Origin of the sequence: Streptomyces himalayensis subsp. himalayensis (assembly GCF_013778455.1) — a bacterium.
GTDB lineage: Bacteria > Actinomycetota > Actinomycetes > Streptomycetales > Streptomycetaceae > Streptomyces > Streptomyces himalayensis.
Map to the genome: position 1 here is coordinate 154,839 of NZ_JACEHE010000014.1, position 21,509 is coordinate 176,347.

Annotated in this window: 16 protein-coding genes; 8 read left to right on the forward strand and 8 right to left on the reverse strand. The window is 72.2% G+C overall.

Annotation, left to right across the window (positions count from 1 at the left end; all coding sequences use genetic code 11):
• The first annotated feature begins 43 nt into the window (after positions 1 to 43).
• Positions 44 to 1,000: an SCO2102 family sporulation regulator gene (locus H1D24_RS23010; RefSeq protein WP_181659550.1), complete on the forward strand. Its 957-nt coding sequence runs from the start codon at positions 44 to 46 to the stop codon at positions 998 to 1,000.
• 75 nt (positions 1,001 to 1,075) lie between these two features.
• Here the strand turns inward: H1D24_RS23010 and H1D24_RS23015 are convergent, their stop codons facing one another.
• The 4 genes from H1D24_RS23015 to H1D24_RS23030 all read right to left on the reverse strand — a co-directional run bounded on the left by H1D24_RS23015 (position 1,076) and on the right by H1D24_RS23030 (position 6,781).
• Positions 1,076 to 2,581, reverse strand: coding sequence for a phytoene desaturase family protein (locus tag H1D24_RS23015; RefSeq protein WP_181659551.1), 1,506 nt, complete (start codon positions 2,579 to 2,581; stop codon positions 1,076 to 1,078).
• A gap of 513 nt (positions 2,582 to 3,094) precedes the next feature.
• Complete coding sequence (locus tag H1D24_RS23020; RefSeq protein WP_374064308.1) at positions 3,095 to 3,766, reverse strand: TetR/AcrR family transcriptional regulator; 672 nt, start codon at positions 3,764 to 3,766, stop codon at positions 3,095 to 3,097.
• A gap of 29 nt (positions 3,767 to 3,795) precedes the next feature.
• The gene (locus H1D24_RS23025) at positions 3,796 to 5,958 is read right to left on the reverse strand and encodes a YhgE/Pip family protein (RefSeq protein ID WP_181659552.1); all 2,163 of its coding nucleotides are present in this window, start codon (positions 5,956 to 5,958) and stop codon (positions 3,796 to 3,798) included.
• Complete coding sequence (locus H1D24_RS23030; protein WP_181659553.1) at positions 5,930 to 6,781, reverse strand: ATP-binding cassette domain-containing protein; 852 nt, start codon at positions 6,779 to 6,781, stop codon at positions 5,930 to 5,932. Before H1D24_RS23030 ends, H1D24_RS23025 begins: the two co-directional genes overlap by 29 nt.
• A 224-nt stretch (positions 6,782 to 7,005) precedes the next feature.
• Between H1D24_RS23030 and H1D24_RS23035 the strand changes: the two genes are divergently transcribed.
• The 3 genes from H1D24_RS23035 (at position 7,006) to H1D24_RS23045 (ending at position 9,253) form a co-directional block, all read left to right on the forward strand.
• Complete coding sequence (locus H1D24_RS23035) at positions 7,006 to 7,548, forward strand: SAV_6107 family HEPN domain-containing protein (protein WP_181659554.1); 543 nt, start codon at positions 7,006 to 7,008, stop codon at positions 7,546 to 7,548.
• Positions 7,549 to 7,801: 253 nt separating this feature from the next.
• Positions 7,802 to 8,572: a methyltransferase gene (locus H1D24_RS23040; protein WP_181659555.1), complete on the forward strand. Its 771-nt coding sequence runs from the start codon at positions 7,802 to 7,804 to the stop codon at positions 8,570 to 8,572.
• 276 nt (positions 8,573 to 8,848) lie between these two features.
• Positions 8,849 to 9,253, forward strand: coding sequence for an SCO2097 family morphological protein (locus H1D24_RS23045; RefSeq protein ID WP_181659556.1), 405 nt, complete (start codon positions 8,849 to 8,851; stop codon positions 9,251 to 9,253).
• Between the two features lie 450 nt (positions 9,254 to 9,703).
• Here H1D24_RS23045 and H1D24_RS23050 read toward each other — a convergent pair whose 3' ends face one another.
• The 4 genes from H1D24_RS23050 to H1D24_RS23065 all read right to left on the reverse strand — a co-directional run bounded on the left by H1D24_RS23050 (position 9,704) and on the right by H1D24_RS23065 (position 15,627).
• Positions 9,704 to 12,124, reverse strand: a complete 2,421-nt coding sequence (locus H1D24_RS23050; protein WP_181659557.1) for a transglutaminase TgpA family protein — start codon at positions 12,122 to 12,124, stop codon at positions 9,704 to 9,706.
• A 247-nt stretch (positions 12,125 to 12,371) separates the two neighbouring features.
• The gene (locus tag H1D24_RS23055) at positions 12,372 to 13,742 is read right to left on the reverse strand and encodes a DUF58 domain-containing protein (protein WP_181659558.1); all 1,371 of its coding nucleotides are present in this window, start codon (positions 13,740 to 13,742) and stop codon (positions 12,372 to 12,374) included.
• Positions 13,742 to 14,791 (reverse strand): AAA family ATPase, encoded by a 1,050-nt coding sequence (locus H1D24_RS23060; RefSeq protein WP_181659559.1) that lies wholly within the window; start codon positions 14,789 to 14,791, stop codon positions 13,742 to 13,744. Before H1D24_RS23060 ends, H1D24_RS23055 begins: the two co-directional genes overlap by 1 nt.
• Before the next feature lie 287 nt (positions 14,792 to 15,078).
• Positions 15,079 to 15,627, reverse strand: a complete 549-nt coding sequence (locus tag H1D24_RS23065; protein ID WP_181659560.1) for a beta-class carbonic anhydrase — start codon at positions 15,625 to 15,627, stop codon at positions 15,079 to 15,081.
• Between the two features lie 540 nt (positions 15,628 to 16,167).
• On the opposite strand from H1D24_RS23065, the gene rsmH reads away from it, so the two are divergent.
• The 4 genes from rsmH to H1D24_RS23085 all read left to right on the forward strand — a co-directional run bounded on the left by rsmH (position 16,168) and on the right by H1D24_RS23085 (position 21,507).
• Positions 16,168 to 17,139, forward strand: coding sequence for a 16S rRNA (cytosine(1402)-N(4))-methyltransferase RsmH (gene rsmH / locus H1D24_RS23070; RefSeq protein ID WP_181659561.1), 972 nt, complete (start codon positions 16,168 to 16,170; stop codon positions 17,137 to 17,139).
• 64 nt (positions 17,140 to 17,203) lie between these two features.
• Positions 17,204 to 17,836, forward strand: coding sequence for a cell division protein FtsL (gene ftsL, locus H1D24_RS23075; RefSeq protein ID WP_181659562.1), 633 nt, complete (start codon positions 17,204 to 17,206; stop codon positions 17,834 to 17,836).
• 5 nt (positions 17,837 to 17,841) lie between these two features.
• Positions 17,842 to 19,821, forward strand: coding sequence for a peptidoglycan D,D-transpeptidase FtsI family protein (locus H1D24_RS23080; RefSeq protein WP_309484412.1), 1,980 nt, complete (start codon positions 17,842 to 17,844; stop codon positions 19,819 to 19,821).
• A gap of 30 nt (positions 19,822 to 19,851) precedes the next feature.
• Positions 19,852 to 21,507 carry a UDP-N-acetylmuramoyl-L-alanyl-D-glutamate--2,6-diaminopimelate ligase gene (locus H1D24_RS23085; RefSeq protein ID WP_181659564.1) on the forward strand — a complete coding sequence of 552 codons (1,656 nt, stop codon included), beginning with the start codon at positions 19,852 to 19,854 and terminating at the stop codon, positions 21,505 to 21,507.
• Positions 21,508 to 21,509 lie beyond the last annotated feature (2 nt).

The following is a 21,509-nucleotide window of genomic DNA, read 5'->3' on the forward strand; positions in this document are numbered from 1 at the left end:
CGGCCGCATCCAGAGGGGCGGCGGCCGCAGGAGAGGGGCGTACATGGGCTGGACGGTCCTCTACATCGCATTCGGCATCGTCGCGCTGTGGTTGCTCGGCGAGGTGCTGTTGCAGTACAAGGCACGGCTTCGCTGGCGGCTGCTCGCCTTCGTCGGCTTCCTCGGGGTGGTCCTCGGCGTGCTGATGCCCTCGGTGGTGGTCATCGGGATCGGGGCGGCCGCCTTCGCCGTCGGGCAGACGTACGTCACGCTCTCGTTCCGCCGCGGCTTCTCGACCGGCTGGGCGCTGGGCGGCGTACCGGGCGTGAGCAGGCGCCGCGAGGCGGAGCCGCCGTCCCGCCAGGAGCCGACGCTCGAGGTGTCCGGCCTCGAGGAGAGTGAGTCCGCCCGGCCCGGCTACGCGTACGCGGAGGCCGACGCCCAGGCCCGTGCACAGGCTGACGAGGGCGCGTTCGCCTACGGGTACGCGGGCGACGGAACGTACCAGCAACCGGGCGAGGGAACGTACCAACAGCCGGGCGAGGGAACGTACCGCCAGGGCGACGGACCCGCCGTGTACGAGCCGCAGCCGATGCCCGACGACACCGGGCAGTACGGCGTGTACGGCAACCCGGTGTACGAGCCCGCCGCGTCCGCGCAGCAGAACGCGGGCTACGGCTACGACGGCTACGCCGGATACGGCCAGCAGCAGTACGACGGGTACGGCGGCCAGCAGCAGTACGACGCTTACACCGACCCGTACGCCGCGACGGGCACGTACGGCGGCCAGCAGCAGTACGACGCATACGGCCAGCAGTACGGACAGGGTGGTTACCCCCAGGATCCGTACGCGGCTCCCGCATACGGCGGGGAGACGCCTCCCGGCGGTGTGTGGGTGCCCCAGCAGCGCGACGGCGACCAGCAGCCGTACGGCGGTGAACTCCCGCCGGAACAGGGCTATCCGCAACAGGACCAGGGCGGCTACGACACCGGGTACAACCAGCAGCAGTACCGCTACTGAGCCCGGGCCCACCGGCCCGCCGGTGGCTCCGTGGCTCCGTGGCTCCGCGCGACGGGTTCCCCGGGCCGCCTGGTCTCACTGCGAACCGCGGAAGTCCGGCCCCTCCACGATGAGTCCGGCTACCAGCGCGCCCGACATGCCCGCGTGCGGCAGCCCGCCGCCTGGGTGCGCCCAGCCGCCCACCGCGAACAGCCCCGGTATGCGTGTGCTGTTCGACGGGTGCAGCAGGCGGCCGCCGGCCGAGGCCAGCGCGGGCGCCGGGACGGAGCCGCCGTCGGCTCCCGTGGCCGCCGCGACGTCCGCCGGGGTGCGCACCTCATGCCACAGAAGGCGGTCCCGCAGGCCGGGCACGGCCCGTTCGGCGACCGTCAGCACCCGCTCCACGTCGGCCTCCGAGACCTCCGCGTGCGCCGGGACCGTGACGGTCAGCGTCACGGCCTCGTGCTCCGCGTCGGGCACCAGCTCGGGGTCGCCCGGGCGCAGCACTGTCACGGACGGCGAGACCGCGACGGCCGGCCGCGGTCCGAAGAGGCGGTCGAGCTCGTCCTGACGGTCGCCCGCGTGCACCACCGTCCGGTACGGAGTGTCCTCGGGACGGCCGCCTCGCAGGGCGAGCAGCACGGTCAGCCGGCTCGGCAGCCCGGCCTGCGCCTGCGACGGGACCTCGCCCGTCGCGCGGATCGGGGGCCCGGGCAGCAGGCCGTCCAGCACGCCCGGCGCGACGCCCGCGACCACGAAAGCAGCGTCCTCGGCCGACCGATCGGACAGCTCCACGCCCGCCGCGCGGCCGTCCTTCTCGACGATCCGGGTCACTTCCGCGCCGAAGCGGAACTCCACCCCCCGCGCCAGGCACCGCTCGTACACCGCATCCGCCAGCGCCCTCAGCCCTCCGCGCACGTACCAGGCGCCGAAGGTCTGCTCCATGTACGGCAGGACGGCCGCGCTCGGCGGTGTGGTCCGCGGGTCCAGGCCGTACGCCAGGGCATAGTGCTCCAGCAGCGCGCGCAGCCGCGGCTCGCCGCCCAGCTCCAGCTCGGCGACCTCCGTGAGCGTCGTCGCCACCCGGTCCCTGCGCAGCAGGCGCCGCTGCACTGCTGCCGGATACGGCTCCCGCTCCGCCAGGACCTGCCAGTTCGGCCACAGCGGCTCTTCCAGCAGCGGGCGGCGGGAGCGGTCCCAGGCCTCACGGGCACGGTTCATGAACGCCGCCCAGCGCGCCCCCGCGCCCCCGCCGAGCGCGGCGTCCAGCGCCTCGCCTACGCCCGCGCGTGACGCGTTCGGCAGGGACACCTCCGTGCCGTCCGCGAAGACATGCCGCACCGCGGGCTCGACCTGGGACAGCTCGACGCACCGCTCCAGGGGCTCCTTGCCCGTCTTGAGGAACAGATCCCGGAACACCGCGGGCAGCTGCAGCAGTCCAGGGCCCGTGTCGAAGGCGAAGCCGTCGCGTTCGACGCGGCCCAGCGCCCCGCCGTGCGTCCCCGCGCGCTCGTACACCACCACCCGGTGGCCCCCGACGGCCAGCCGGGCAGCAGCCGCCATGGCGCCCATCCCAGCGCCGATCACCGCAATCCGTGCCATGTCAGGGACTTTATCGGCCCCCACTGACAGTCCCGTCCGGCAGCCACCGGGAGTGCCGCACCCCGGTTCCCGCCCGGGCGGCCGAGGGCGCCACCCGGCCCCGGGCGAGTACGGGAACGGACGCGATCGTCACCAGCAGGCGACGCTCGCTCCTGAGGATGAGCACACATGTCTGAGTATCCGTACCTAGGCGGCGAGTTGAGTAGGTATGCGGATGGGCTGCGACCTGCGCAGACGGAAGAGTTAGGGCACGGAAAGGGGCGCCGGCGCCGGACCGCCGACACGGGGCGGCGGAACGGTGCGGCGCCCTTGGCCGCTCCTCCTGCCGAAGGCAGGACGGGGACGGGGGATGGGGGAACGGGGGAAACGGACGGGGGAACGGGACGGGGGAACCACGGGGGACGGGAGACCACGGGGGATGCGCCGGTCCGGTGAGGCCTCAAGGGAGATGAGGCCGCGCCGGACCGGCGCGCTTTTTGTACCGCCGCGCTTCTTGTGATGTACGACGCCGGCTCAGCGCCCTCCGGCCACGCGCCCCTGCAGCAGACGGGACAGTGCGGCGTGCACATCGTCGAGCGAGCGCTCCGGCTGGAACGCCTTCCAGTCCAGCGCCGCCACCAGCACCATCCCGAACAGCGCTGCCGCCGTCAGCGGGACGTCGATCTCCTCGCTCAGCTCGCCGCTGTCGACGCCGTCGCGCAGCACCCGTTCCACGACCGCGACGGCCTCCTGGCGGAGCACCAGGAGCGTGGACTGCCAGGCCCGGTTGGTGCGCCACAGCTCGGCGACGTACAGCTGGGTGAAGGCCGGATAGCGGTCGATGAAGACGAGTCCGGCGCGGACCATCGCGTCCAGTGCGTCGACCTTGCTGCCGCCGTCCTTCGCGGTCCTCTCGGCCGCCTCCCGCAGGGAGGCGGTGAGGAGGCCCACGCCGTGCCGCAGCAGCTCCTCGAAGAGGACCGACTTGCTCGCGAAGTTGTAGTAGACCGTGCCCTTGGCGACCCCGGCCCGCTCGGCGATCTCGTCCACCGTGGTGGCCGAGAAGCCCTGCTCGGCGATGAGGCTCACGGCGGCCTCGTAGAGCTTCTGCCGGGTCGCCTGGCGCCGTGTGCCGCCGCCGTCCACGGCCTTGCCGCCCCCCGTGCCTCTGCTGCCGTCCACGGCGCTGCCGCCGACGCCGTCCATGGCCTTGCTGCTTTCCATGGCCCTGATTGTCACAGGCTCAGCTCCGGGTGCAGCCGGTCCAGCGTCCAGACCTGCCTGCGTCGCGCCGAGACCGCGGTGAGAGCGAGGGCGCCCGCCGTGAACGCCGCGAGCACGGCGCACGCCTCCCAGACGGGGCCCAGACCACCACCCGTGATGAGTCGCCTGAGCGCCTCGACGACGTAGGTCATCGGCAGGAAGGGATGGACAGCGCCGAAGAACTGCGGGCTGGTCTGCACGGGGTACGTGCCGCCCGCGGACGTCAGCTGCAGCATCAGGAAGGCCAGTACGAGGATGCGCCCGGCGGCCCCGAAGCGTGCGTTCAGCCACTGCACGATAGCCGCGAAACACCCCGTGACCAGGCACAGGAAGCCGACGGTCCCGGCCGCCCGTGCCATCTCCAGGCCCAGTCCCCAGTGCAGGACCGCCATCAGGGCGGCCGTCTGCAGGACGCCCAGCGCGGCCACCGGCAGCCAGCCCGCGAGCGCGATGCGCCACGCGGAGGCGCCCGCGGCGAGCGCGCGCCGGTTGAGGGGCTGGATGAGCATGTACGCCACCATCGCGCCGACCCAGAGGGACAGCGGGATGAAGTACGGGGCGAAGCCGGTGCCGTAGTTGGGCGCCTTGTGGAGCGACTGGGAGGCGAGCTGGACCGGGTCGGCCATGACCTCGGTGCGCCGGTCGCGGTCGTGCTTGTCGTAGTCCGGAATCTGGTCCGCGCCGTCGTGGAGGCCGCCGGCGAGTTCTCCGGAGCCGTCGGCGAGCTTGAACAGGCCGCCGTCGAGGTCGCTCGCGCCCGCCTTCAGCTCGCCGACGCCCGCGTCGAGCTCGGCGGAGCCGGACTTTGCGGTGGTCAGGCCGGAGTGCAGTGTCGCGGCGCCCTTGGCGACCCTGGCGGCTCCGTCGTTGAGCTCGTTGATCTCGGCTACGGCCGTGGCGAGGTCTTCGTCGAGGTGAGGTGCCGTCTTGGCGAGCGCGTTCGCCTGCCTCTGCAGCGTCGCGAGGTCCTTGTCGAGGGCGGCGACGTCGCCGTCGTAGCCCTGCACCACCGTGTTGACGTCCTTGGCGAGCTGGGCCGCTTCGGCCGCCGCGTCCTTCGCCTTCCTCAGGTCCCCGCAGGCCGGATCGGCCACCAGTGGCTTCTCGCAGCGTCTCGCGTAGACGGCGTCCAAGGTCGCGGAGGCCTCGCGGGTGCCCTTCTCGGCGAGCGGCGCTGTCCTGACGAACGTGTCCAGATGGCCGCGGACCACGCCCGTCGAGTCCGCGACGATCCGCGCGGCGTCCGCGATCGTCTTTCCGTTGTCCTCGAGGAACGGGCGGACCTGGTCCGCTGCCCTGTTGACCTTGTCGGCCAGCTTCTGCGTGCCCTCCGCGACCTGCTGTGAACCGAGCTCCAGATCACCCGCGCCCCTGTCGAGCCGACTGACGCCCTCGGCCAGCCCGGAGCTGCCGTCCTTGGCGTCCTTCAGCCCGTCCGCGAGATCCTCCGCACCCTTCTTGGCCTTGCCGATGCCGCCCTTGAGCTCGTCGGCTCCCTCTGCGGCCTTCTCGGTCGCGTCATGGATGTCCGAGAACGAGATGAAGATCCCGTCGAGGAACGACCGCGAGGCGCTGGTGGAGGCCGCCGAGCGCACCTCGGAGAAGACCGTCCGGGAGATCTGCCCGACGATGTAGTTGTTCGCGTCGTTCGTACGCACCTGGAGCGCGCCGGTCTGCGGACCGGAGCCGGAGCCGGAGCGGGAGCCGGTGGCGGAATCGGCGGGCTCGGTGTCGGTGGCGGAATCGGCGGAGTGGGTGCCGGTGGCGGCGCTGGAGGCGATGCGCCGGCTGAAGTCGGAGGGCATCGTCAGCGACAGGTAGTACGTCCCGTCCTCGACACCCGCGCGCGCGTCGGCGGCACTCACCTCGTGCCACTGGAAGACCTGGCTGTCCCGCAGCTGCTCGGCGATCTCGTCGCCCGCCGCCACCTTCTTGCCCGCGGCGGTCGCCCCCTTGTCCTCGTTGACGAGCGCCACGGGTATGCGGTCGAGGCGGCCGTACGGATCCCAGAACGACCACAGATACAGCGCGCCGTACAGCAGGGGGAGCAGCAGCAGCGACGCGAGGGCCGCGCGCGGAAGCCTCCCCCTGCCGAAGCGCCTGAGCTCAAGCGCGGCCAGCTTCGGCGAGCGCATCCGCCGTCTCCTTCTCGTCCTCGTCCGTGCCTGGGGCTGTGTCTGGGCCTGTCGCTGTGTCGCTGCCTGCGCCTTCGTGGGAGTCCGCGGCTTCGTCGGAGTCCGCGGCTTCGTCGGGGTCATCGGGGCGGGCTGCCGTGGACACCGTCAGGACGTCCTCGGGGGCCTCGCTGCACACCGCCACGACCGTGGTCCCCGCCTCGGCGATCGACCGCAGCAGCGCCCAGGCCTCGGCGCGTTCCGTGTCCGAGAGCTTCAGGTCCGTGTCGTCGACGCCCAGCACGCGCGGGTGGCCGATCAGCGCGAGCGCCACCGACAGCCGCAGCGCCTCCAGCCGCTCCAGATCCCGTACGGCCGTGCGGGGACCCTTGGGCAGAGCCGAGGCGTCGAGACCGGCGGCCGAGAGCGCCGACTCGATCCGCAGACGCGCCTCGGCCGCCCTCTCCGCGCGCGGGCGAAGCAGCGCCCGCAGCGATCCGTCGAAGCGGCGCTGCAGCAGGGCTCGCTCGTGCAGGTGTTCCGCGACGGTCAGGGCAGGTTCGAGATCGGTGACTCCGGGGACAGGGCCGAGCGCGCTGATGCGCCGCACGGCCGTCATCTGCTTCGGCAGCGAGAACCTACCGACGGTCGCCCGTCCCTCCGTCGGTTTCATGCGTCCGGTGAGCGTGAGCAGCAGGCTGGTGCGGCCGGAGCCGGACGGGCCCTCGATCGCGATCAGCGACCCGGACTCCGCATCGATGCCTACGCCGCGGAACGCCCATCCGCGCGGGCCCCGAAGCCCGAGCCCCTGGGCACTGACGGCAACGCCGTGCGAACGGTCCACGGATTCCCCCTCCCCGAAGCGTGCCCGTTGGGCCGGCTTCTTCGACCCGGCTGTTCGCCCAGGCCGTTGAACGTTCTCCCTTTTGAACTGACTGGTCAGTGCAAAAACTTAGCCCGAACCTGTCTTCGAAGCAAAGTCCCAGGTCAGAGCCGATTGTCAGTGGCGTACTTCACGATGGGCACATACGGCCACAGTGCCGTCACACAGACGACAGGAGGTTCGTCATGGCCAGTTCGTCCGCAGCCGCCGCACGTCGGCGCCGCGCCTCCGGCCCTGCCCCCTCACTGACAGGCCCGGCGAGCGATGTGCACCCCGTGCTGCGCCGGGCCACGGCCCCGCCCGCCGCGCTCGACCTGCTCGCCCAGGCCCGCGCGGGACTCGAAGAGGCGGCCCTGCTGGAAACCCCGAACGAGCGCTACGCGACCGCCCACCTCGCGGCCCTGCGCACCGCGGCCGCCGTTCTCGCCGTGCGCGGCCGCCCGGAGCCGTCGGCGCGACGCCGCGCCAGGATCCGGAGCGCCTGGGAGGTGCTCCCCGAAATCGCGCCCGAACTCACCGAGTGGAGCGCCCTGTTCGCCTCCGGCGCCGGCCGCCGGGCCCGCGCGGAGGCGGGCATACAGGGCGCGGCCAGCCGGCGTGACGCCGACGACCTGCTGCGCGACGTGGCGATGTTCCTGCGCCTGGTCGAGCGGATGCTGGTGCTGCAGCCCGTACTGCCCCAGCCCAGGCCGGACGGCGAGGGTGGTGAGGTCCCCGACGCGGGGTGAGACCGGACGCGCATGCGCTGCCACTCACCCGGCGGACCACCGGGCAGGGGGCCGCCCAGGGGACTCACCACCGGGTGGGGGACCGCCCGGGGCCTCCCCCATGCGGTGAACCGGGCAGCCGGTACGGATGCCGGGGCACCGCGCGGAAGGCAATAAGGTGGAGGCGCCTGCACCCTTCCCGTGCCCGACCGGGCGCGGAAGGCCCATTGCTCCGCCGCACACGAGGCGGTGCCGCGCCGAGGAGTCAACTGCCGTGTCGGACCCGATGCGCCCCCGCGCCTCTCTCCGTACCGCCGTGGTCTGGGAGGTCCTGAAGGACGCCCTCGAGGACCGGGTGAAGGCCACGGGACGGGAGTCGCTCGACGTCCTCGACACGGGGGGCGGCAGCGGCAACTTCGCGGTGCCCGTGGCCCGCCTGGGCCATCAGGTCACGGTCGTCGACCCCAGCCCGAACGCGCTGTTCGCGCTGGAGCGCCGTGCGGCCGAGGCCGGTGTAGCGGACCGGGTGCGCGGCGTCCAGGGCGACGCCCACGGGCTGTTCGACGTCGCCGAGCGCGGTGGATACGACGTCGTGCTCTGCCACGGCGTCCTGGAGTACGTGGACGACCCCGCCGAGGGCGTACGCAACGCGGTCGAGGCGCTTCGCCCCTCCGGCGTGCTGAGCCTGCTCGCCGCGGGCCTCGGCGGCGCGGTGCTCGCCCGGGCGCTGGCCGGCCACTTCACGGAGGCCCGGCACGCGCTCACCGACCCGGCCGGGCGCTGGGGTGAAGGCGACCCCGTGCCCCGCCGGTTCACGGCCGATCAGCTCACCGGACTGGTATCGGATGCGGGCGTGTCCGTCGGCGCGGTGCACGGCGTGCGGGTCTTCGCCGACCTGGTGCCGGGAGTGCTGGTGGACACGGAGCCGGGCGCCCTCGATGCACTGCTCAAGCTCGAGGCGGCCGCCGCGGAGATGCCTTCCTTCCACTCCGTCGCGACCCAGCTCCATGTGCTCGGTGAGAAGCAGGAGCGCGACGAGGTCTGAGTGCGCTGTGGTGCATGCGCCGCTGATCAGCGGCGCAGCCGCAGATGGAGTACGCCACAGGCCCCCCGATCGGGCGTCTCGGGCCGTATGATCGAGGGAGACGGTTCCGGCATGACCCGTCGGCTGTTGGGGAATGCACGCTTCAGCGAGCCGACGCGCCGTGGCGGTCTCGCATGGCGAATTGGCGTAGAGGGGCGGGTTTCACGGGGGCGATTCCCTGCCTATCCTGAAGGGGACCCCCGGTCGCCCCGGCGACTGCACGATGAGGAGGACTCCGTGCCGCTCTCGGAGCACGAGCAGCGAATGCTCGAGCAAATGGAGCGAGCGCTGTACGCCGAAGATCCCAAGTTCGCGACAGCGCTTGAGGGAAGCGGGCTGCGTACATACACCCGGCGACGGGTCTATCAGGCGGTCGCGGGCTTCCTGGTGGGTATCGCGCTCCTCATGGCAGGAATGGTTGCACAGCAGATCTGGATCAGCGTGGTGGGATTCCTCGTCATGCTGGGCTGCGCAGTGCTCGCCGTCACCGGTTGGCGCAAGGCGCCGAAGCCGGGTGAGCAAGCCGCCGCCGGAGCGCCGGGCGCAGCCGCTCCGACGCGCCGTCAGGGCAGGCAGCGGCGCTCCATGATGGACCGCATCGAAGAGCGCTGGCAGCGCCGCCGCGACGAACAGGGCCACTGAGCTCCACCGCCTTTCGGCACCTGCCCCTTTGGGGCCGGTGCCGAGCGGTTTTGTTGACGACGGGCGGACGTGGACAGACGGACGTACGTAAGGGGTGCCCACTTTCGGGTGGCCACCCCTTTGGCGTACGACGGCTTTGCCAACGACGGTGCGCGTTCCGCGCGGGCGGAGCCGGGCGGTGGCAACCGCCGCGCGGTGCGGGTTCCGCGCAGGCCCGTGCCAGGCGGCAACCTCACGCGGCCGCCTTCCCGAGCCGGGGTAGCAACCGCCACGCGGTCCCCGTTCCCCGTAGGCGGAGCCGGGCAGTAACCGCCACGCGGTCCCCGTTCCCCGTAGGCGGAGCCGGGCAGCAAGCGCCGGCGGTGCGGGTCATCGCGCGAACCGGGCCAGGCGACCGAACCCGAAGGCTCGGAGCCCAGCAGCTCCGAACCCGCGGGACTCACCCCGGGCTCAACGCTCCTGGCGGGGCGACCACGGCCGCCGCAGTGCAGGGCGGCGCGTCGACCACCGTTCCGTCCAGGCCGCCCTGAGCGTCGTCCAGCGGTCGGAGACGGTCCACAGCACCCGGACAGCTGAACGCGGGGCGAACACCGCTCGGAGCCGCGTGCCCCTGCTCACCTTGGTGCCCAGCTCGTCCCTCACGCGACGTACGTCGTCGGCGAGTCCCGCCGAGGGCTGCGGACGCGGCGCGTAGAGCACCTGCTCCACCCCGGCCGCCAGTCGGTGGACCGATTCCGCGGCCTCCGGACCGAGCTGTCCGAGCCGTACGATCCGGGCGGCCGCCTTGCGCGGGGTCTGGGAGTCGTCCGGTGTGATGCCGTGGTCCCATGCCGTGTCCGTGGTTTCCAGCCATGCCGCGAGCGTGCGGGTGGCCGCGTCCGCCTCCGTGCGCCCGGGGGAACGGAGCCGGGCGCCGCGGACCCGCAGCCGCCACAGCGTCGGCAGCAAGGGCACGATGAGCACGACGAGCCCGGCGAGTGTCACGCCCAGGATGAGACGCCACGGCGGGCCGCCGGCGTCGGAGGTGTTCGTCGCCTGCGGGGCCGTGCTGGCGCAGCCGCCCTCCCGCCTCTCCTGAACCGGGCAGCTCTCGGAGGCCGACGGCGCTGCGGACGGTGCCGTCGACGTGCTCGGCTGGGGCAGCGCCGAGCTGCTCGGGCTGCCGACCGGGGTGTCCGAGCGGGTGTAGTCGGGCACGGTGCCACGGTTCGGCGTCGGCTCGAAGCGGGTCCAGCCCACGCCCTCGAAGTACAGCTCCGGCCAGGCGTGCGCGTCCCGCAGGCCTACCGACATCGAGTCGTCGGTCTCCGGTGATCCGGGGGTGAAGCCCACTGCCACGCGGGCCGGTATCCCCAGGGTCCTGGCCATCGCCGCCATCGCGAACGAGAAGTGGACGCAGAAGCCTTCCTTCTGCTTCAGGAAGCGGGCGATCGCGGCGGAACCGCTGCCCGCCTGCACCTGCGTGTCATAGGTGAAGCCGCCCTCGTAGGCGAACCAGTCCTGGAGCTCGACCGCACGCTCGTAGTCGTTCGCCCCCCCCCGGGTGACCTGGCGGGCCGTGGCCGCCACCACCGGAGGCAGCGACCCCGGCACGCGGGTGAACTCACGCTTCAGGTCCGACGGCGGCGCCGGGGCCACGGCCAGCTGTTCGGCCGTCGGCTGCACTATGAGGCTCTTCACGTCGTACTGGGCGCCGCGTGTGGTCTGCCCGCGGTCACCGACGAGCGTGCGGCCCATCGGCTCGTACCGCCAGCGGCCCTCGATGTCCACCTGGCTCGCCGGATACGGCATCGGCAGCCAGTCCTGCGCGTACCAGTTGGCGGCCTTGATCCTCGTCTCGATCTCGGTCCTGCGGACGTCGCCGCCGAGGCCCTGCGGATTCGGGAACGTCTCCGGCACAGCCGTGATGCTTCGCACGGAGGGCTTCCACGCCGTGCCGTCGAACTCGTCGAGGGAGACGATCCGCAGATACAGGTCCTGTGTGTCCTCACTGTTCGTGCGGTACGACATGACCTCGCGGTCCTCGGGCTGGTTGAGGCTGTTCTGCAGCGACACCAGCGGGTTCACCGCCGAGATCGTGCCTCCGCCGCCCGGGCCCGTGCCGGTGCCGGTTCCGGTGCCGTCCAGCAGGCCGCCGTCCAGCGCGGGCAGGGCGAGCGGCACCACGAGCGCGATGCCCAGGGCCAGGGCGCCGATGCGCCGCCCCGTGCGGACCGGGGAGACCGCCCCGCCGCACGGGCTCTCCAGGCCGCCGGCGAACCCGCCCGAGCGCGGCGCGCCGCCGAAGACCCGGCCCCACTGCGAGAGCCGGTCCCGGCCCTCGGCCAGGAGCAGCAGCAGATACCCGGCGGCCGCCAGCAGGAACCACACCCATCCCGCGCCGCCGTCCGACAGGCCGGCGGCGACCGAGTACAGCGCGAGCAGCGGCAGGCCCGCCGGGGCCGCGCTGCGGAACGTCACCGCCAGCGCGTCCACCATCAGGCCGATCACCAGGACGCCGCCGACGAGCATCAGCCGGATGCCGTCCGACAGCGGTGCCGGTATCGAGTACTGACCGACGTCCTCGGCGCCGTCCTGCAGCAGCAGGCCGAACTCCCGGAACACCTCAGGCCCGGGCAGCACGCCCGCGATCGCCTGCCCGCGCGCGAAGACCACCGTCAGCAGCAGGAGCGTCACGAGCGCCTGGGCCGCCACCGTCAGCGGCCGTGCCAACGGCACCCGCCGGGCCAGCGCGCCCACACCGGCCTGGATCGTCAGCAGGAGCGCGGCCTGCACGATCCACGTCGACGATCCGACCAGCGGCAGCAACGCACACGCGGCCATCAACGTGGCCGCAGTCGCACACAGCGCCAGCCGCGCTCGTCCGCTCATGAGGGTTCCTCCGTGGTTACCCCCGCCTTCAGGCGGGGGTGGGATCGGACTCCTGAGGAGCAGGGCTGGCTGGGCCTACCGCCGGGCCGGCGGGATATCAGGTCCCTGGAGCCGGCGTAAGACCGCTGGGCGTACCAACGTCCCTTGCCGTTGGTTCGGGGCAGCTGCTGTCCGAGAAGCCGAAGGCTCAACCCGCGAGGGTCGAATCCCCCCGCTTCAGCTGGGGGAGAAGTCAAGAGCATCCCAGTCAAGACCATCCCCCCGTCGTGCTCCCCGACGGCGCGGACGCCGCCGAGGCGTGGTGCTGGTCTGCCTGGCGCCACAGGTCGGCGACGCTCGTGCCCGGCCCGGCCGCCAGGGCCGTCCAGCCCGCCTCGCGGAGCAGCCGCAGCCGCTCCTCGGCGTCGCCGGCCGGCGTGGCGCCCTGGCGCTGGGCCCAAGTCGTGCTGTCCAGGTGGAAGGCGACCGCGGCGCCGCTGCGCCGGCGCATCTTCGCGACGATCGTCGCCTGCTCCTCGTCCAGGTCGCCGAGGAAGGCGACCAGCAGCCCTTCGTTTCCGCCGCGCAGCAGGTCGTACGCCCGGGAGAGCCCGGCGCCGTCCGAGTGGTCGATCACCGCGAGGGTGTCCATCATCAGGCCCGCCGCGTCCGCCGACTCCTGGGCGGTGCCCGCGAAACCGTCCGAGCCCTCGCCGGGCACCGAGTTCCCGGTGTCCGTCAGCAGCCGGACCGAAAAGCCCCGTTCGAGCATGTGTACAAGGACGGACGCGGCGCCGGAGACCGCCCACTCGAAGGCCGAGTCGGGGCCCGCGCCCTGGAAGGCCAGGCCGCGGGTGTCGAGCAGCACCGTGCAGCGGGCCCGCCGCGGCTGCTCCTCGCGGCGCACCATCAGCTCGCCGTACCGCGCGGTGGACCGCCAGTGCACCCGGCGCAGATCATCGCCGTAGCGGTATCCGCGCGGGATGACGTCGTCCTCGCCGGCCAGCGCGAGCGCGCGCTGCCGCCCGTCGCCGTAGCCCCTGGCCTCGCCGGTCAGCTTCACCGGCGGCAGCGGCTCCACTCGCGGGATCACGGTCAGCGTGTCGTACGTCGAAAAGGAGCGGGTCAGCTCGCACATCCCGAACGGGTCCGTCAGACGCAGCTGGAGCGGGCCCAGCGGATAGCGGCCGCGCAGATCCGAGCGGACGCGGTACGACACCTCGCGGCGGCCGCCCGCCTCCACGCGGTCCAGTACGAAGCGGGGCCGCGGCCCCAGGACGTACGGCACCCGGTCCTGCAGCATCAGCAGGCCGGTGGGCAGCCGCGAGACGTTGTCCATCCGCAGATGGACGCGCGCCTCGGACCCCGCGGGCACGCGGCCCGGGGAGAGCCGCCGGCTGCCCGCGACCCGGTAGCGGGTGCGGTAGAGCACGAACGCGCAGACGAGCGGCAGCACGGCGAGCAGCAGACCGACACGCAGCAGATCGCCCTGGCCCAGCACGTAGGCACAGATGGCGGCAGCGACGCCCGCCGCCAGGAACGAGCGCCCGCGCGTGGTGAGCCCGGCGAGTGCCGTGCGGAGGCCGCCCTTCTCCGCGCCCTCCTCGGGCGCTGCCGTCGGGGGCCCCGCGGCCGTCATCACAGGCTCCGGGTGCCGGGCGGCTGCTGACCGTAGACCGGGGAGCCCTGGCCACGGCCCGTGGCGAAGCCACCAGGCTGTGGAGCAGCGGCGGGTACGGGGGTGCGCTGCAGGATCTCGAGGACGACCTGCTCGGCCGTGCGCCGGTTCAGCTGCGCCTGGGCCGTGGGCAGCAGGCGGTGCGCCAGGACCGCCACGGCCAGCGCCTGCACGTCGTCCGGCAGGGCGAACTCCCGGCCGCTGAGCGCCGCGGCCGCCTTCGCCGCCCGTAGCAGATGCAGCGTCGCTCGCGGCGACGCGCCGAGTCTGAGGTCCGGGTGGTTGCGGGTCGCCGCCACCAGGTCCACCGCATAGCGGCGCACCGCCTCGGCCACGTGCACCTGGCGCACCGCGTCGATGAGCTTCGCGATCTCGTGCGCATGCGCAACCGGCTGGAGGTCGTCGAGCGGCGAGACGCCGCCGTGCACGTCCAGCATCTGCAGTTCGGCCTCCGGGTTCGGATAGCCGATCGACACCCTGGCCATGAAGCGGTCGCGCTGCGCCTCGGGCAGCGGGTAGGTGCCCTCCATCTCGACCGGGTTCTGCGTGGCCACCACCATGAAGGGGCTGGGCAGCTCGTACGTGTGTCCGTCGATGGTGACCTGGCGCTCCTCCATCGACTCGAGCAGCGCCGACTGAGTCTTCGGCGAGGCGCGGTTGATCTCGTCGCCGATCACGATCTGCGCGAAGATCGCGCCCGGCTTGAACTCGAAGTCCCGCCGCTGCTGGTCCCAGATGGACACACCGGTGATGTCCGACGGCAGCAGGTCGGGCGTGAACTGGATGCGTCGCACCGAGCAGTCGATGGACCGTGCGAGCGCCTTGGCCAGCATGGTCTTGCCGACGCCCGGGACATCCTCGATGAGCAGATGCCCCTCGGCGAGCAGTACGGTCAGCGAAAGCCGTACGACCTCGGGCTTGCCCTCGATCACACCCTCCACCGACCTGCGGACACGCTCCGCTGTGGTGGTCAGATCTGTGAGGCTCGCTCGATCGTCATAGGTCGTCACCCGGCCCTCCTCGGCCCTTCCCCGCGCTCCGTCAGGAACAGGGGACCATTCCAGGGCCGACGCTCTGCGATGCGGACCGGCCCACCCCGAAACACGGACACCACACGCGAAAAGTTCCGCGCGGTGCCACAAGGGCATTCTTGTTGCCGTTACCGGTTCGTGTCACTCGACTGTGGACAACTGGCGCCGTTATGTCAGGGCTTGAGACTGTTTCCGGGGTGGGCGCGGCCGATGTGTGCGTCAGACGCGCCCGACCGGGGTCAGGCGCGTGCAGTCAGAAAGAGCGGTCAGGCGGGGTCGATCTCGCGCAGCAGGCCCGTCGTCACGTCGAAGACGAATCCGCGCACATCGTCCGTGTGCACCAGGAAGGGGGACGTACGCACCCGCTGCATCGACTGGCGGACGTCCTGGTCGACGTCCCGGAACGCCTCGACCGCCCAGGACGGGCGCTGGCCGACCTCCATCTCCAGCTCGTGCCGGAATTCCTCGGTGAGCTTCTCCAGGCCGCATCCGGTGTGGTGGATGAGGACGACGCTGCGCGTGCCGAGCGCGCGCTGGCTGATCGTGAGGGAGCGGATCACGTCGTCGGTGACGACACCGCCGGCATTGCGGATGGTGTGGCAGTCGCCGAGCTCCAGGCCGAGCGCCGCGTGCAGGTCGAGCCGTGCGTCCATGCACGCGACGACGGCGACGTGCAGAACGGGCCGTGCGTCCATGCCCGGATCGGTGAAGGCGGCGGCGTACCTGTGGTTCGCCTCGACGAGCCGGTCCGTGACGGTGCCGCCGCCGCGTATGGCGCCTTGGGGCTCTGTGGGTACGGATGCAGAAGTCGTCATGTGTATGAAGGTACTGGTCACGACCGGATCAGGCCCGCTGTGAGGCGGGACAAAGAACGTCAATGAACGTTGTTGTGACCTACCCCATAAGCCAGGCCCCCCGGTGCATCCGTACGGGTGACTCCGCCCGGGGCCGCGTCCGCGTCCACGTCGCCGCCGGGCACCGGCTCGCGACGCGCAGGCCGGTTGATTGACCGCGAGACAGGGTGGACTAAAGTGACGCGAAGCGGGAGGCGAGAGGCTCTCCCTGCTGGACTGTTATCCACGGAGACGCCCGGTGACCACCGGAGATCTCCCCGCGTGCGCGGCGCGTACGTGCGGCTCGGCCTCCTCCCGCTCCCGGTCGGCTGACGCCACCTTCCCGGTGCCGGCCCGCTCCCGTTCCGGGGGCACCTGCCAGCGTCGGCTGGGGGAGGGCGGGGACCCGGCGGTGCGTGCGGCGGCCGCGCCGGACCTGAGAGGGCGCGCCGTGAGCGAGCGTAGCGAGCGAACCAGAACGAGGGGCGCCTCCGACGACTGCTGGCCCGCGCGGAGCACAGCATGAACCCCGACCAGACCCGGCACGTCCCGGTGATGCTCCAGCGGTGCCTGGACCTGCTGGCCCCGGCCCTCGAGCAGCCGGGCGTCGCCGAACCCGTCGTCGTCGACTGCACCCTCGGCCTCGGCGGACACAGCGAGGCGTTGCTGACCCGCTTCCCCTCGGCGCGCCTGATCGGCCTCGACCGGGACAAGGAGGCGCTGCGCCTGTCCGGCGAGCGGCTCGCTCCCTACGGCGAGCGGGCCACGCTGGTGCACGCCGTCTACGACGAGCTGCCCGACGTACTCGCCCGGCTCGGCATCCCGCGCGTCCAGGGCATCCTGTTCGACCTCGGTGTCTCCTCCATGCAGCTCGACGAGGCGGACCGCGGGTTCGCCTACGCCCAGGACGCCCCCCTCGACATGCGGATGGACCAGTCGTCCGGCATCAGCGCGGCCGAGGTGCTCAACACCTATCCCGCCGGTGAGCTGGTGAGGATCCTGCGCAGTTACGGCGAGGAGAAGCAGGCCAAGCGGATCGTCTCCGCCATCGTGCGGGAACGCGAGAAGGAGCCCTTCACCAACAGCGCCCGGCTCGTCGAGCTCATCCGTGACGCCCTGCCGCAGGCCGCCAAGCGCACCGGCGGCAACCCCGCCAAGCGCACCTTCCAGGCACTGCGTATCGAGGTCAACGGCGAGCTCTCCGTCCTGGAGCGGGCCATTCCCGCCGCCGTGGCGGCCCTCGCGGTGGGTGGCCGAATCGCCGTGCTGTCGTACCACTCGCTGGAGGACCGGCTGGTCAAGCAGGTGTTCGCGGCCGGGGCCGCCAACACCGCGCCGCCGGGCCTGCCCGTCGTGCCCGAGCGCTACCAGCCGCGGCTCAAGCTGCTGACGCGCGGCGCGGAACTGCCGACCGAGGAAGAGGTCGCCCAGAACCGGCGGGCCGCCCCGGCGCGGCTGCGTGGTGCGCAGCGCATCCGCGAGGAAGCTGAATGAGTGGCGTCCGCAGTGCGACGCGGACGCCGCGCGCACGCGGATCCGTACGCCGGGGGAGGGGCGAATGAGCAGGAGACCGGAGCTGAGGGGGAGGGCTGCCAGGCTTGCGCGGCTGCTGCCGGCAGGCCCCAGCCAGGCCGCGCGCACCCCGTTCGTCCTGCTGGTCGTGGTGCTGCTTGCCGGCGGGCTGATCACGCTGCTGATGCTGAACTCCGCGCTCAACGCAGGGTCGTTTCGGCTGAACGACCTCAAGAAGGAGACCACCGCCCTCACCGAGGAGGAACAGGCCCTTCAGCGGGATGTGGACGCCTATTCCGCTCCCGAGGCCCTGCAGCGCCGCGCGCGTGAGCTCGGCATGGTGCCCGGCGGCAGTCCCGCGTTCCTGAACCCCGACGGCACCGTCAAGGGCATGCCGGGGGCCGCCGCCACCCCGTCCGGCTGGCGCCTGCCGTCCGCGACCCCGCCGGAGGCGGTGGCGGGCAACACGGTGCCGCCGTCCCCTGCCGCCTCGGGGACCCCGTCCGGGGCGGCGTCCGCCAAGCCCTCGGCAGCCGCCCCTTCCGCGCCTACGACCAAGCCCTCGGCCGCCCCCTCCCGGACCGCCACACCGCTCGCCGGTACGGTCCCGGCTCCCGCCGGCACGGCCCCGGCGCCCGCATCGCCCCCGAAGCCCGCGCCCACGACCTCCGGCAGGTGACGGACGTGACCGACAGGGAACCCCCGCGGCGCAGGGTGCCAGGACCCGCCAGGCCCGCGCGCCCCGGCACTCCTCGGCGCCCGGGACAAGGAGCGCGCCCCGCCGGGCGCCAGTACCACTCGGCCGCCCCGAGGCCCCGCCCCCGGGCGAGCGCGCCCGGTCCTCGCACCATCCGCCTCGGCAGCCCACGCCCACGGCTGCGCATGGTCAGCCTCGGACTGACCCTGGTGATGCTGGCGTTCGTGGTACGGCTGCTCCAGGTGCAGGCCGTCGACGCGAGCGCGTATGCCGCGAAGGCCGAGAAGAACCGGTACCTCAGCCACACACTCACCGCCGAGCGCGGCGGGATCACCGACCGCAACGGCGTCGAGCTGGCGACCAGCGAGGACGCGTACGACATCACGGCCGACCCCACGATGTTCACGCAGAAGCAGACGAAGATCGCGGACGCGCCCGAGCAGGCGGCCGCACTGCTCGCACCGATTCTCGACAAGGACCAGGCGGATATCGCCGCCAAGCTCCGGACCCCGAAGACCCGCTACGTCCGACTGGCCTCCCGGCAGACCCCGCAGGTCTGGAAGCAGATCAAGGACCTGAAGAGCGCGCTCGAGGAGAAGGCGCAGACGGACGGCAGGACCGGCAACGTCCTCGCGGGCGTCTTTCAGGACCCGAGCAGCAAGCGCGTCTATCCGAACGGCGAGCTCGCCGCCGGGATACTGGGCTGGGTCAACGCCGACGGCAAGGGCGCGGGCGGCCTGGAGGAGAAGCTCGACAAGGACCTGTCCGGCGAGAACGGCAAGATCACCTATGCCCAGTCGGGCGGCCGCCAGGTCCCCACGGCCGGGACAAGCGAGGTGCCCGCCGTGCCCGGATCCGAAGTCGAGCTCACCATCGACCGCGACATCCAGTGGGCCGCGCAGAACGCCATCGCCGAGCAGGTGAAGAAGTCCAAGGCGGACCGCGGCTATGTGATCGTGCAGGACACCAGGACCGGCGAGGTCCTGGCCATGGCCAACGCCCCGGGCTTCGATCCGAACGATCTCTCGCAGGCCAGTTCGGCGGACATGCACAACTTCGCGCTCGAGGACGCCTACGAGCCGGGGTCCACCGCAAAGGTCATGTCCATGGCCGCCGTACTGGAGGAGAACGTCGCCACACCCGACACCCATGTGACGGTGCCGAACCGGCTGCACCGCGGTGACCGGCTGTTCCAGGACGACGTGAACCACCCGACCTGGTATCTGACGCTCAACGGCGTGCTCGCCAAGTCCAGCAACATCGGCACCATCCTCGCCTCCGGCCAGCTCGGCAAGACGCAGGCCGAGGCCAACCAGGTCCTCTACTCGTATCTGCGCAAGTTCGGCATCGGCGGCGCCACCGGGCTCGGCTTCCCGGGTGAGACGGCCGGCATCCTCGCGCCACCGGACACCTGGTCGACGTCGCAGCAGTACACGATCCCCTTCGGCCAGGGCGTCTCGATCAACGCGATGCAGGCCGCCTCCGTCTACTCGACGATCGCCAACGGCGGCGTACGCGTCGAGCCCACGCTCGTGCGCGGCACCACGGGACCCGACGGGCGCTTCACCCCCGCAGCCAAGCCCAAGAAGACCCGGGTCATCAGCGAGAAGACCGCGAAGACGCTGTCGCAGATGCTCGAGTCGGTCGTCGACGACGAGCAGGGCACGGGCGTCAAGGCCCGTATCCCGGGCTACCGGGTCGCGGGCAAGACCGGAACCGCCAACCGTGTCGATCCGGTCACCGGCAAGTACCGCGGCTACACCTCGTCGTTCGCCGGCTTCGCGCCCGCCGACAATCCGCGCGTCACCGTCTACTGCGCCATCCAGAACGCCACGAAGGGCAGCTATTTCGGCGGCCAGATCTGCGGACCCATCTACAAGACGGTGATGGAGTTCGCTCTGAAGACACTCCAGGTGCCGCCCACCGGAGCGGAGCCGGCACGGCTGCCCGTCGAGTTCAAGCCCTGAGCAAGCCCTGAGAGCGACCAGGAACCGCCCGTGAGAACCATCACCCCCGACTCCGGGAACCAGCGCCCCCCACGGAGCTCGTTTAGCTCCGGCGGGGGTGGTCCCGGTACGCTCACCGCCGTGCCACATGCTGATCAGTACGACGTCACCCAGAAGGGCGCTCCTGTGACCTATCCAGGGCCGCCACGACCGGTCCAGGCCTCCACGACACCACTCGCGGAGCTCGCCGATCAGCTGGGGGTCACCGTCCCCGGCGCCGCGGAGGTCAGTGGCATCACGCACGACTCCCGCGCTGTGCGCCCGGGCGACGTCTACGCCGCGCTGCCCGGCGCCCGCTTCCACGGCGCCGACTTCGCGGCGCAGGCCGCCGGCCTCGGCGCCGCGGCGATCCTCACCGATCCGACGGGTGCCGAACGTGCCGCCGCCACGGCCCTGCCGGTCCTGGTCGTCGACGACCCGCGCGGGCGCATGGGCGAGCTGGCTGCGACCGTCTACGGCCACCCGGGCCGCGACCTGCTGCAGATCGGCATCACCGGTACGTCGGGCAAGACCACGACCGCGTATCTGATCCGGGGCGGGCTCGCAGTCTCCGACGGGATGCCCGGACTCATCGGCACGGTCGAGACGCGCATCGGCGACGAGCGCATCAAGTCGGAGCGCACCACCCCCGAGGCCACCGACCTCCAGGCCCTGTTCGCCGTCATGCGCGAGCGCGGTGTGAAGTCGGTCGCCATGGAGGTCTCCAGCCACGCTCTGGTTCTCGGCCGGGTCGACGGCTGCGTCTTCGACGTCGCGGTCTTCACCAACCTCAGCCCGGAGCACATGGAGTTCCACTCCGACATGGAGGACTACTTCCGGGCCAAAGCGCAGCTCTTCACGCCGAAACGCAGCAAACAGGGCGTCGTCAACGTCGACGACGAATACGGCCGCAGGCTGGCCAAGGAGGCGTCCGTACCGGTCGTCACCTTCTCCGCCGAAGGTCACCCCGACGCCGACTGGCGCGCCGAGGACGTCGTGGTGGGGCCGATGGACTCCCACTTCACCGCCGTCGGCCCGCGCGGCGAGCGCATCACCGCGAAGTCGCCGCTGCCGGGCCCCTTCAACGTCGCCAACACGCTCGCCGCGATCGTCGCCCTCGCCACCGCCGGACTCGACCCGCAGGGCGCGGCGAACGGCATCGCCGCCGTGCCGGGCGTCCCCGGCCGCCTGGAGCGCGTCGACGCAGGCCAGCCCTACCTCGCTGTCGTGGACTACGCCCACAAGACCGACGCCGTCGAGTCGGTCCTGCGCGCCCTGCGCAAGATCACCGAGGGCAGGCTGCACGTCGTGCTCGGCTGCGGCGGCGACCGGGACAAGACCAAGCGCGCGCCGATGGGCGCCGCCGCAGCCCGCCTCGCCGACACCGCCGTACTGACCTCCGACAACCCCCGCTCCGAGGACCCCCTGGCCATCCTGGCCACCATGCTCGCCGGCGCCGCCGAGGTGCCGGCCCACGAACGCGGCGAGGTCCAGGTCTTCGAGGACCGGGCCGCCGCCATCGCCGCCGCCGTCGCCCTGGCGCGGCCCGGCGACACCGTGCTGGTGGCCGGCAAGGGCCATGAGCAGGGCCAGGACATCGCCGGAGTGGTACGCCCCTTCGACGACCGCCAGGTGCTCCGCGAAGCTATCCAGAACACCCAGGGATGAAG

Bases quoted from the DNA above. Each gene is read 5' to 3' on its own strand.
- H1D24_RS23055 (WP_181659558.1), bottom strand. From the start codon at position 13,742: ATGACGGCCGCGGGGCCCCCGACGGCAGCGCCCGAGGAGGGCGCGGAG.
- H1D24_RS23015 (WP_181659551.1), bottom strand. From the start codon at position 2,581: ATGGCACGGATTGCGGTGATCGGCGCTGGGATGGGCGCCATGGCGGCT.
- H1D24_RS23010 (WP_181659550.1), top strand. From the start codon at position 44: ATGGGCTGGACGGTCCTCTACATCGCATTCGGCATCGTCGCGCTGTGG.
- rsmH (WP_181659561.1), top strand. From the start codon at position 16,168: ATGAACCCCGACCAGACCCGGCACGTCCCGGTGATGCTCCAGCGGTGC.
- H1D24_RS23050 (WP_181659557.1), bottom strand. From the start codon at position 12,124: ATGAGCGGACGAGCGCGGCTGGCGCTGTGTGCGACTGCGGCCACGTTG.
- H1D24_RS23025 (WP_181659552.1), bottom strand. From the start codon at position 5,958: ATGCGCTCGCCGAAGCTGGCCGCGCTTGAGCTCAGGCGCTTCGGCAGG.
- H1D24_RS23065 (WP_181659560.1), bottom strand. From the start codon at position 15,627: ATGACGACTTCTGCATCCGTACCCACAGAGCCCCAAGGCGCCATACGC.
- ftsL (WP_181659562.1), top strand. From the start codon at position 17,204: ATGAGCAGGAGACCGGAGCTGAGGGGGAGGGCTGCCAGGCTTGCGCGG.
- H1D24_RS23020 (WP_374064308.1), bottom strand. From the start codon at position 3,766: ATGGACGGCGTCGGCGGCAGCGCCGTGGACGGCAGCAGAGGCACGGGG.
- H1D24_RS23035 (WP_181659554.1), top strand. From the start codon at position 7,006: ATGGCCAGTTCGTCCGCAGCCGCCGCACGTCGGCGCCGCGCCTCCGGC.